Origin of the sequence: Halothiobacillus sp., assembly GCF_027346185.1 — a bacterium.
Lineage (GTDB): Bacteria > Pseudomonadota > Gammaproteobacteria > Halothiobacillales > Halothiobacillaceae > Halothiobacillus.
Genome location: NZ_DAIESY010000059.1, coordinates 1 through 9750 on the forward strand (window position 1 = coordinate 1; position 9750 = coordinate 9750).

Here is a 9750-nt window from a genome sequence, read left to right on the forward strand (position 1 = left end):
TACCCAAGCCCCGCAAATTGCAGCGCAGGTGGGTAAGAAATACGATCTTGAAATTCATCGCACCTCACTCAAGCCGCGCGCCATAGCGCCCCAGCCTTGGGAAAAAACCGTGCTGGAACAATTTGAGGCTGAAAAGAAAGCGGGCAAACCAATCGGTAAAATCGTCTGGCATCAAACGGTTGAAGTCGATGGGCAAAAAGAGCTTCGTTTGATGAGGGCAATCCCAACCGGTGAGGTGTGCCTTACCTGCCACGGCACCAACGTGGCACCCGCCGTATTGAGCAAGATCAAATCGCTCTACCCGAACGATGAAGCGACCGGTTACAAGCTGGGTGATATTCGTGGCGCGTTCTCGGTAACTGCATCGCTCAATTGATTGCGCCCGGTTTTTGGATGACACACACCCAGCCTAAGCTGGGTTTTTTGCATCCGCTTTACTGTGCTGGAAGGTTTTGTAGGCGGAAATCAGCAGAATCACAGCCAACCCGATAATCAGCCAGTTGGTCGCAATTAAACCGATGGCAAGCCCGCCGAGCACCGCGCCCACGAACGAGCCGGTCGTCATGCTGAAAAACAGTGGTTTCTCGCGCCCGAGCACGTCAAAGCTGCCCGATTGCGAATAGCGGGCAAAGCCGACCAGCATCGTGGGCAGCGAAATGGCCAGAGACAGGCTACCCGCCAGTTTGATGTCGATGCCGTATAAAATCGTGATGGTGGGGATTAAAAGCTCGCCCCCGGAGACGCCGAGCACCGCCGCGACGATGCCGATTACCAGCCCCGCTACCAAACCCACCACCCAGCGCAGTGGCCCATCGTCGATGAGTGCGCCACCCAGCCAATGCAGGTTGAAGACATGCTCGGTGATCATCACAAACGCCAACCCGACGAGCAGGAAAAAAACCAGCCGATCAAGCGTGGTTGCTTTGACGCGCATGGCAACCCCGGCGGCAAACCAGGCACCGATTAGCGAGCCGGCCAACAGGTTGACGGCAATGGGCCACTGGGCGAAAAGTGAAGACCATTCGATGCTGCTGCTGCGCGCCAGCAAAACGGTTGCCACCACCACAAGACTCATGGCCTTGTTGAAAATAATCGCTTCAAGCGTGGGTAGTTTGAATATGCCTTTGAGCAAGGGGAGGCGAAATTCCGCGCCACCCAGGCCAATCAAGCCACCAATGCCACCGATCACGCCACCGACAAAAAACCTTGGGTGGCTCGTCGCTTTTCACCTGTTTTCATGGTTTTCTCCACATGCCTTTATTGATCGAGCAAGGCGGCGGTTTTCACCAAGGCGAATACCAACTGGCCAGCCGATAAATTCAAAAGATTCACCGATCGGCGGCTGAGTTCGGCGATCAGGGTTTGCCCATCGTTCAGTGTCAGAAAAATAACTTGCCGGTGGGTTTGAGGATCGGCCTCGATGCGCTCGATTCGGGCTGGAATCTGATTGAGCATACTCAAGCCCTCGGGGCGATGCCGCGCAATCGCGACATCACGCGCGAGCACCCGCAGGCGAGCTTTGGCCCCGGGTGTATGTGGGCTGCAGTGCTCCGCGCGGTTGAGCAAGAACGTGAAAGCCGGGTCGGCTTCGGGTTGTTGGCGTGATTCGAAGGCAATCAGGCCGTCGGGGTCGATTTCACCCAATTGACCATGCAGGACGGACACGGGGCCTTCTTCTGTGAACAGGGGGGAGTCGATGCGGCTGGTCGCTTCAGCGAGGGATTCCACCGAAGTGATTCGACCATCGGCCATGAATACGACGCGATTGGCCAAACGCTCGACTTCGACGGGGGCGTGGGTGATGTACAGCGTCGGGATTTGGTAGTCGGCGATCACCGATTCGATAAGCAGCAACAGCTCGCTTTTGGCCCGCCAGTCCAGTGCCGAAAGTGGTTCATCCATCATCAAAAGCCGTGGCCGGGTGAGCAGTGCGCGGGCGATGGCGACGCGCTGACGCTCACCGCCGGAAAGATTATCCACCGGGCGATTGAGCAAGTGCCGAATACCCACGCGCTCGATGATCTCGATTGTCGAGGGGCCATGCTGCCGATGCTTGGGTATGCGTTTGATGGCGTAGTCGAGATTGCCCTGTACATTTTTATTGGGCAGCAGGGCTGCCGTCTGGAACACAAAGCCAATATCGCGTTGTTCGACCGGCAATGCTTTTTTGCCGGATTGCCAGACTTCATCGTTGAACTTGAGATGGCCTCGAGATTGTTTATCCAGCCCCGACATTGCGCGCAGCAAGGTGGATTTTCCCGATCCGGATCGACCGAATAAAACGGTGACTCCCAATGAATCAAATGCAAATTCGCCCGAGTCGAGTTCAAAATTGCCCAGTTTGAGTTGTAAATTTCCTTGAAACATCAGTTATACCGCCTTGACCTGTAAACGGCGGTTCAGGCCGTACACAAACATAAGTACCAGCAACGAGAAAATGACCATTAAGATCGACAGCACGTGCGCTTCGGTGTATTCGAGTGATTCGACATGATCAAAAATCGCAATCGAAACGGTGCGTGTCATGCCTTCAATATTGCCGCCGACCATCAGCACGACACCGAATTCGCCAACCGTATGTGCAAAGGTAAGCACGACGCCAACCAGAAAACCCTGCCGCGCCAATGGGACGATCACGGTGAAAAACCGATCGAGGAATGAAGCACGCATGGTGCGGGCGGCATCGACAATCTGCGTTGGCAGCGATTCAAAGGCTGCCATGATGGGCTGCACGGTAAACGGAAACGAATACACGACCGAGCCGATCACAAGGCCGGTTTTGTTGAATGTCAGTTGACCGGTAATTCCGAAAAACTTGAGAAACTGGGCAATCGATCCGTCCGGATTGAGCGCGATGATCAGGTAAAAACCCAGTACGGTTGGAGGGAGCACGAGGGGCAGCGCAACCAGTGCTTCCAGAAAAATTCGGGCGCGTGAGCGCATGTGGGCAAGCCACCAGGCAATCGGTGTGCCGATTAAAAGCAGCACGAAGGCGGTGATTGTGGCTACTTCGAGCGTCAATAAGATCGGATCAATATCCAGTGGGTAACCCATAATTTGCATCGGTTTTTGTCTCCAATACGTGCATCAGTTTGCAGTCACATGATCAGGACCGGATGATGATGTCGGCACACTCAAAAAAACACCCGAAATGCAAAGGCACTCGGGTAAGCGGGTGGATAAACATTAACTAAGTTGGCTTGCTTGTTCGGCTTCTAAAGAATGGCGTTTTAGATCCATCCGGTCCGGTTCAAGGCGCAGTTGGGCCGAGCAGTCATTACTCTGAGAAAACACGCTATTCTGGCATGGCGTAACCAAAGCTCTCGATGATTTTCTTGGCAGCCGGGCTTTTCACGTAAGCCAGAAATTCTTTGGCCGTCTTGGCGTGTTTGCTGCTCGTGATCAGTACAGCGCCCTGATTGATGGGCGCGTAGTCTTTCTGCGGCACCAGCCAGTATTCGCCTTTGCTATGCGCGGGGCTCTCGGGGTCCATGATTTGGGATAAGGCAACAAAGCCGAGTTGCGCATTGCCGGTCATCACGAACTGGAAAGTCGCGGTGATGCTTTCACCTGTGACCAATTTCTGCTCACTTTTAAGTTTGTCGTACATGCCCATTTTCTTGAGCACTTCGACGCCTGCGGCACCATAGGGCGCTGCTTTGGGATTAGCGAGGGCGATGTACGTGAATTTGGCTGCCTTGATGATCTGGTCATGCTCCTTGGCGACGGGCAGACTGGTGCTATACAAGGCCAGCTTACCCTGAGCGTACACTCGATAATCACTGGCTTTGCCCTCTTTGACGAGCCGTTCGGGTGTTTCGGTATCGGCTGAGAAAAAAGCATCAAACGGCGCCCCGTTGTTGATCTGCGAGTACAAACCACCCGTTGGGCCGAACGAGAAACGTACTTCGTTGCCGGTTTCCTTGCTCCATTCCCTGCCGATCTGCTCGATGGCCTTGGTGAAATTGGCAGCCACGGCCACCGTGATGGTGTCGGCCTGCGCGCTGGTGATGTCGGCACCCAATGCCAGCGTGGTTGCCATGGTGACAATGGCGGCTTTGTTCCATGCAAACTTCAAGGATGTGTTAAACACATTTTTCATATCACTTCTCCGATGGGTATCATGGTACATATCGATGGTCAAAAAAAAGCGATGGGGTGTGCCTCATCGCTTGAGGTTTTGGATTTCTATCAGTTGTCCACGCCGATGATGACGTGACTGGCCTTGATGATCGCACAGGCTTTATCGCCAGCTTTCAGCTCAAGTGAATGGGCGCTTCCTTCCGTAATCGTGGCAGTAACCAGATTGCCCCCGGCCAGTTTGATGACCACTTCGGCATTCACTGAGCCATCAGTCACGCGCTCCACTACACCGCACAATTGGTTGCGTGCCGATGTGCTCATGGGTTCGGGCGATACGATAATGAAGCTGGCCTTGATCATGGCAAAGGCCGGTTTGCCGACGGCAAGCTCCATGTTCTCGACGCTGCCGTTGGTGATGATAGCGGTGATCTCATCGTTTCCTTGAAGGCCAAGCACCACCTCCGAATTTACGGCGCCTTTGGTCAGAGATTTGATGGTGCCGGAAAAGGTGTTGCGCGCGCTTGTTTTCATCAAAATACTCCGTAAGTCATGGGTTAAATGTTCGATTTGGTGGCGTTCAAACAGCGTGGTCAGTTCCTGCTGCATCGCTTCTAGCTTGCTGAAGGCAGTAATCAGTTCCTCGCCGTATTCCGACAAAACCGCGCCGCCCCCACCCGCGCCACCGTGCTGCGAGACGACCACCGGTTTTGCCGCGCGGTTGTTGATGGCATCGATCGCATCCCAAGCCGCCTTGTATGTCATGCCGATGGCCTTGGCCGCCCCGCTGATCGATCCGGTTTGGTGTACGGCTTCCAGCAGCTTCATGCGGCGGTTGGAAATTTCCTGATCACCAAACTTCAGTGCCAACGGCAGAACGAACTCACCAAAATCACGTTCACTATATATCGACATATCGGATCACTCAATAGTGAGATTGAAAAATAGCTGATGTTTATCTAAAGAAACTCTGCACGAATCCATCCACGGCTTCGTCCATATACGCTCGGACCAGTACACGCCCGGCCCGAGCTCCGCATTTCAATGACGTAAGTCATTGAGCGGCAGAGCATCCATGCCCTGCACGGGAAGGTCTGCATTTGTGCAGACCTTCCCTACTAGCCTGTCGGACTTAAGGAATCGTAGCGAAAATCGATCTGGGCTAGGACAGATTTTGCCGCTTTTGCAGGGAAATAGTGCGCTCTATTGCCCAAAAAAGCTGTGAACTATGAGCGGCCCAACTGATGACGATTCTGACTCAGACATAAACCTCAAGGCCAATATTCATCCCAAAGCGCGCACCACCCCGATGATTCGGGCAGAGATTCAAGCTTTCCTCGATCGCTACCTGTGTTGTCATGGGATCTTACGCCTGGCGGATCTCTATCCTGAGGTTGAAGGCGAAAAACCCGCCAAGAAGACCTTCAAGGACTATGATCCCGGCTTTATGCATGCATGTGGACACCACATGCCTGCCCCAGATGCCGCCGAACAATTATCCAGTACTGGAGATTGCCATAGATGAAGGAATTTCAGAACAATAACTATTGGGCAAATAGCAACTCGTAAGTGCGACTCAACAGGTTAGAATAAAGGGAGCTAAGGTATGATCATTGCTTTTTGTTTTGCCAAGAATAAAAGCACACCACAGGGCTTCCATGGTTTGCAACTGTTCTTGTGTGGTCATTTTTTCAATGTCGAGCGCATTCATACGGACTCCTGAAATTGGACTGCCTTCGTTAGAAGCGAACAACATGCGCCCGGTCGATGGGGGATGCTTATGCCACAACTTTTGCTAGTCCAAGCACTTCGATCAGCCCGCCAAGGAATGAACGGGAAAAATTTACCGAAAAAAACTGATTCTAATTTTTCAAAACCCCTAATAGCCATAGCACAAACTTTTAGGGGATTTTTATGCGTCGAGTTTTCACGGTTTCGGCTTCATTGGCGACGATTCGGTTGGACTCATCACCAATCACCGCCAGCACGGTTTATCGCGCATTCAGCAGATTCATGAGTTTTGTATCGACCATGATTTCCTGCGCTGGCTATCTGCAAACTAAAACGCGTGGATTGCTGGTCTATGGCAGCTTACAGGCTTTTGCGCCACGTACTACTGTTCCGCTGATTCGCATTAGAGAGTCGCAAGAAGGGAAAAATCATGATGCTGCGGTTGCGTAATCGTCGGAGGGTGGACATGTTTCTTCAAGATACCTCGCCAAACGCAGCAAAACCAGCCATGCGACGGCAGCGAGCGGGAGTGGCGGTGCCTAAAAATACTGACCAGCGCGCTCGTGGCGAGGTTTGGTTCGTATGCCGCGCTGCCGTTTCACGGTGCGGTTCTGCGGCAGCGGCGCATTCTGGATGTTGGGTTCCCTTGGTTTAAGCTGGCCGATGCGATCGACGATTGGCAGTACCACGGGAAGCGGTTAGATGACTTCAAGTGCTACCGCCTCTTGGTTTTGAATGGCTGGTCTGTTCTAAGCTTCGAGGTTGGTGAGGTCAGGAATGACCCGGAGTATTGCGTTGCAACCTTGGTGCAGTGCATCCGAAGCCTAGAAAGTCGGAGCTAGTAACTTGTTATGACCAGATACGAAACTGAACACCGCCAGATTAATAATCTTGTCGGGCGTATTGACGCATTGATCGGCAAGATCACCATCGAATTAAGCGCGCTATGGACAGTGCGCGACATAGGCGCGTATCTTTCACCTCGGTGAAACCACCGTGATGCAGAAAATCTCTTGTGCTACTGATTTCTCGAAGCCGATCAATGTCACCGGCGAATCAAAAGGGCGACGCTGGAAGCCAGCCGAGGTCAAGGCGTGGGTAGAAGGCCGACGCGAGATATTACCGCGCCAAAGATAAGTGCGGGCGTAAGCTGGTGCCGTAGTTACGCCAGATTTACGCCAAATACAATGTAACAATATGATTTATAAGACTGATCTGGTGCCTAGGAGAGGACTCGAACCTCCACGATTTTACTCGCTAATACCTGAAACTAGTGCGTCTACCAATTCCGCCACCTAGGCTTTGAGTCGCGAATGTTAGGCAGAATTTTAATCTTTGTCAATAATGAAGTGCGGTTGTTTGCCTCAAACCAACGGCCATGGTCGGCCTGCTGGCGGGTAATTCACAAATCCAACGGGTATTCGGGTAAATTAGCGGCTATTTTATTGCTATCTGTGAGGGGTCCATGTCCAGCATCTATTTAGAAACGGCACTTGCCGCCGCCCGTGCCGCCGAAACGGTTGTTCGCAAATATTGGCAGCAGAACGTGGATATCACCATCAAGGCGGATGCCTCGCCGGTTACGGTGGCCGATGTGGAAACGGAAGAGGCTATTAAGGCGGTTATTCTCAAGCAGTTTCCCGATCATGGTTTCTATGGTGAGGAGACGGGCAAAACCCGTCCTGATGCTGAATATTCCTGGCTGGTCGACCCTATTGATGGCACCAAGAGCTTCGTGCGTGAATACCCGTTTTTTTCGACCCAGATTGCTTTGATGCATGGCAACGAACTGATTCTGGGTGTTTCGAGTGCCCCGGTGTTTGGCGAATATGCCTATGCGGAGCAGGGCGGCGGCGCCTTCTGGATGGATAAGGCAGCGAGGGTGAGCCGGATTGATACGGTAGCTGCGGCTACATTATCTGTGGGCAATCTCAAGACGCTGGCTGCCAATCCGACCGGATGGGCCGGTTTGTCGAGTATGGTGCGCGAAGTCAATCGCACGCGGGGTTATGGCGATTTCTACCATTACCATTTGCTGGCCCGTGGCGCGATTGATCTGGTTGTCGAGTCCGATGTCAACGTGCTGGATGTCGCTGCCCTGTCGGTCATTGTTCGAGAGGCCGGTGGCGTGTTTACCGATCTTGAAGGTAAGCCGGTTGGGTTGGAAACGACGACCGTGTGCGCAGCGGCGACGCCTGCATTACATAGTGAAGCTCGTCGCCGATTGGGTTATTGAAATTTGTCTTCGTTTGGAATGCCCGTGTCATGATCAATAGAGGGCTGGCTTGAGCTAAAGCTATGGATGAGTTACTTGGTTTTTTGAGTTTTAACCGGTACGTTAGCCCCTACGCTTTGTTGGTGTTCTATTACCTTGGCGCGGTGTTGATGCCACTGGCGATGATCGTTTTCTGGATTTGGCTCAGACGGCGGTATCCCGCACTGAAAGCGGTACAAGGTCAGGTTGCTGATTTGCGCAAACGTGTGTTGAGCCCGGTCCAATGGATAGGGATTTTGCTAGCCTGTATCTTCTGTTTTCTGCTCGCAGAGCTTTTTTGGCGCATGATGTTTGAATTCATGATGGCCTATTTTCATATTGCGATCGATCTGCAAATGCTGGTGCGCTAACCAGCGTGGGTTTTTCGATGGCTCTTCATGCTGACTGTTTTTGCTAGGGGGCTTACCAGCGCAGCAAAGTTTTCCCGAGTAGGGCACCGATTACGACAGGTATCAGGATACCCAGCAAATACCACGTGCCGATGAACGGTGCGCCCATTTCAGGGCAATGCAGACTGTACACAACCGCACCCCAGCCACCAGACATCAAACCGACAGCAGCACCCGCCAGCACCAATTGAGTGGGCGCCAGGCTGCGCATGGCCCATAGTAAGACAATGAAAATGGGCGCGGACAGCATGGTTATTAACAAGGGGCATTCGTACCAGGTTTCACCGAGCAGCATGTGCCATCGCTGGGTTGACGGTGCGTGCGCCACCAGAATCAACGATAAAAGCCAAATGAGGCCGATCGGGAACGTCATGGCCCAGAGTGTGCGGTTGATTGCCCCCCCCTCCGGTCGCGCGACTTTCTTGACGGCAATCAGTCCAATCAGCCCCATGCTGAACGCGAATGCGAGTTTCACCCAGAACATGGGCAGCATACTTGCCGATTTAAGATCAGGGCGCAGCCCTAAAACAGCCAGCATCAGGCCAAAAGACGCAATTAACCCGATACCTAAAGCCATGATCAGTCGTTTGGCGACAACATGACGGGGAACGGCTACATCGCCCTGTGCCAGCATGAGAATCAGATCGTCCGTTTTCATGGTTTACCTCGAAATAATGTATGCAGTTTTTTGAGCCCTCGGTGAACCCCCACCTTGACTGCCGACTCCGTAAGACCGGTGCGTTCTGCGGTTTCAGCCACGGACAGTCCTTCCAACTTGGTCAGAATAATGGGCAGGCGCATTTGATCGGGCAGGAGCGCGAGCATGTTGTGTACATCGCGCCGGGCATCCGCCGCTTCGTCTTCGGATGGCATGAACAGCGTCGTGTCCTCGTCGAGTGGATCATTTTGCTTGTCGTAACATTCGTGCCGCCTGAGCATGTCAATCAGTTTGTATTTGGCAATGGCATAAATCCAGGCTGTGGCGGGTTGGCTGCGATCATAGGTATGACGCTTATTGTGAATGGCCAGTAAGGATTCCTGTACCAAGTCTTCCACCTCATCGGGAAGGGATGCCAGGCGACGACGAAAATAACCGCGCAATAAACCCGCCAGCTCCTTGAGAAAAAGATGATACGAGGGTGTACAAATAACTGTGTAACTGGTTATCTGCGACTAACGAGAAGGAGGAGAACCAATGACCATTACCCAGAAGAAGACCGATGCCCTGCTCGACGAGCTTCTGAAAGGCTGCCGCACGCCGCAAGACATACTGGG

General features: G+C 52.9%; 14 protein-coding genes, 1 tRNA gene and 1 pseudogene. 6 read left to right on the plus strand and 10 right to left on the minus strand.

Annotated elements, in window-relative coordinates:
• Window positions 1-376 (plus strand): DUF3365 domain-containing protein (locus tag M7R55_RS04680; protein WP_298218967.1); only part of this gene is annotated, 376 nt, incomplete at its 5' end.
• Window positions 377-409: 33 nt separating this feature from the next.
• Here the strand turns inward: M7R55_RS04680 and M7R55_RS04685 are convergent.
• The 5 genes and pseudogenes from M7R55_RS04685 to M7R55_RS04705 form a co-directional block, all read right to left on the minus strand.
• Window positions 410-1192, minus strand: a pseudogene (locus M7R55_RS04685) (sulfite exporter TauE/SafE family protein); the annotation flags it as partial.
• 65 nt (window positions 1193-1257) lie between these two features.
• Window positions 1258-2367, minus strand: coding sequence for a molybdenum ABC transporter ATP-binding protein (modC, locus tag M7R55_RS04690; protein WP_298218969.1), 1110 nt, complete (start codon window positions 2365-2367; stop codon window positions 1258-1260).
• Between the two features lie 3 nt (window positions 2368-2370).
• On the minus strand, window positions 2371-3063 hold the full coding sequence (modB, locus tag M7R55_RS04695) for a molybdate ABC transporter permease subunit (protein ID WP_298218970.1): 693 nt from the start codon (window positions 3061-3063) through the stop codon (window positions 2371-2373).
• Window positions 3064-3295: 232 nt separating this feature from the next.
• Window positions 3296-4102, minus strand: coding sequence for a molybdate ABC transporter substrate-binding protein (gene modA, locus M7R55_RS04700; protein ID WP_298218972.1), 807 nt, complete (start codon window positions 4100-4102; stop codon window positions 3296-3298).
• Between the two features lie 89 nt (window positions 4103-4191).
• Window positions 4192-4995 (minus strand): TOBE domain-containing protein, encoded by an 804-nt coding sequence (locus M7R55_RS04705; protein ID WP_298218975.1) that lies wholly within the window; start codon window positions 4993-4995, stop codon window positions 4192-4194.
• Window positions 4996-5308: 313 nt separating this feature from the next.
• Between M7R55_RS04705 and M7R55_RS04710 the strand changes: the two genes are divergently transcribed.
• Window positions 5309-5605: a hypothetical protein gene (locus M7R55_RS04710; RefSeq protein WP_298218977.1), complete on the plus strand. Its 297-nt coding sequence runs from the start codon at window positions 5309-5311 to the stop codon at window positions 5603-5605.
• 51 nt (window positions 5606-5656) lie between these two features.
• Here the strand turns inward: M7R55_RS04710 and M7R55_RS04715 are convergent, their stop codons facing one another.
• Window positions 5657-5791, minus strand: coding sequence for a hypothetical protein (locus tag M7R55_RS04715; RefSeq protein WP_298218978.1), 135 nt, complete (start codon window positions 5789-5791; stop codon window positions 5657-5659).
• A 203-nt stretch (window positions 5792-5994) separates the two neighbouring features.
• Between M7R55_RS04715 and M7R55_RS04720 the strand changes: the two genes are divergently transcribed.
• Together M7R55_RS04720 and M7R55_RS04725 are read left to right on the plus strand one after the other, a co-directional pair.
• Window positions 5995-6261 carry a hypothetical protein gene (locus M7R55_RS04720; protein WP_298218979.1) on the plus strand — a complete coding sequence of 89 codons (267 nt, stop codon included), beginning with the start codon at window positions 5995-5997 and terminating at the stop codon, window positions 6259-6261.
• A gap of 401 nt (window positions 6262-6662) precedes the next feature.
• A complete protein-coding gene (locus M7R55_RS04725) occupies window positions 6663-6800 on the plus strand; it encodes a hypothetical protein (protein WP_298218981.1) in 138 nt (45 codons plus the stop codon).
• A gap of 227 nt (window positions 6801-7027) precedes the next feature.
• On the opposite strand, the gene M7R55_RS04730 is transcribed toward M7R55_RS04725, so the two are convergent.
• Window positions 7028-7112 (minus strand) — tRNA-Leu (locus tag M7R55_RS04730).
• 164 nt (window positions 7113-7276) lie between these two features.
• Here M7R55_RS04730 and M7R55_RS04735 point away from each other — a divergent pair.
• On the plus strand, window positions 7277-8047 hold the full coding sequence (locus M7R55_RS04735; protein ID WP_298218982.1) for an inositol monophosphatase family protein: 771 nt from the start codon (window positions 7277-7279) through the stop codon (window positions 8045-8047).
• Between the two features lie 62 nt (window positions 8048-8109).
• Entirely contained in the window at window positions 8110-8436 is a 327-nt protein-coding gene (locus M7R55_RS04740) for a DUF4282 domain-containing protein (protein ID WP_298218984.1), read from the plus strand.
• 52 nt (window positions 8437-8488) lie between these two features.
• Here the strand turns inward: M7R55_RS04740 and M7R55_RS04745 are convergent, their stop codons facing one another.
• The 3 genes from M7R55_RS04745 to M7R55_RS04755 form a co-directional block, all read right to left on the minus strand.
• Window positions 8489-9133 carry a DUF1109 domain-containing protein gene (locus M7R55_RS04745; RefSeq protein WP_298218985.1) on the minus strand — a complete coding sequence of 215 codons (645 nt, stop codon included), beginning with the start codon at window positions 9131-9133 and terminating at the stop codon, window positions 8489-8491.
• Window positions 9130-9576 carry a sigma-70 family RNA polymerase sigma factor gene (locus tag M7R55_RS04750; protein ID WP_298218986.1) on the minus strand — a complete coding sequence of 149 codons (447 nt, stop codon included), beginning with the start codon at window positions 9574-9576 and terminating at the stop codon, window positions 9130-9132. The genes M7R55_RS04745 and M7R55_RS04750 overlap by 4 nt, the downstream gene beginning before the upstream one ends.
• The coding region (locus tag M7R55_RS04755; RefSeq protein WP_298218987.1) for a hypothetical protein at window positions 9533-9750 on the minus strand (218 nt) is incomplete at its 5' end. The genes M7R55_RS04750 and M7R55_RS04755, both read right to left, overlap by 44 nt.

Bases quoted from the DNA above. Each gene is read 5' to 3' on its own strand.
- M7R55_RS04735 (WP_298218982.1), top strand. From the start codon at position 7,277: ATGTCCAGCATCTATTTAGAAACGGCACTTGCCGCCGCCCGTGCCGCC.
- M7R55_RS04705 (WP_298218975.1), bottom strand. From the start codon at position 4,995: ATGTCGATATATAGTGAACGTGATTTTGGTGAGTTCGTTCTGCCGTTG.
- M7R55_RS04745 (WP_298218985.1), bottom strand. From the start codon at position 9,133: ATGAAAACGGACGATCTGATTCTCATGCTGGCACAGGGCGATGTAGCC.
- M7R55_RS04720 (WP_298218979.1), top strand. From the start codon at position 5,995: ATGCGTCGAGTTTTCACGGTTTCGGCTTCATTGGCGACGATTCGGTTG.
- modC (WP_298218969.1), bottom strand. From the start codon at position 2,367: ATGTTTCAAGGAAATTTACAACTCAAACTGGGCAATTTTGAACTCGAC.
- modA (WP_298218972.1), bottom strand. From the start codon at position 4,102: ATGAAAAATGTGTTTAACACATCCTTGAAGTTTGCATGGAACAAAGCC.
- M7R55_RS04725 (WP_298218981.1), top strand. From the start codon at position 6,663: ATGACCAGATACGAAACTGAACACCGCCAGATTAATAATCTTGTCGGG.
- M7R55_RS04740 (WP_298218984.1), top strand. From the start codon at position 8,110: ATGGATGAGTTACTTGGTTTTTTGAGTTTTAACCGGTACGTTAGCCCC.
- M7R55_RS04715 (WP_298218978.1), bottom strand. From the start codon at position 5,791: ATGAATGCGCTCGACATTGAAAAAATGACCACACAAGAACAGTTGCAA.
- M7R55_RS04710 (WP_298218977.1), top strand. From the start codon at position 5,309: ATGAGCGGCCCAACTGATGACGATTCTGACTCAGACATAAACCTCAAG.
- modB (WP_298218970.1), bottom strand. From the start codon at position 3,063: ATGCAAATTATGGGTTACCCACTGGATATTGATCCGATCTTATTGACG.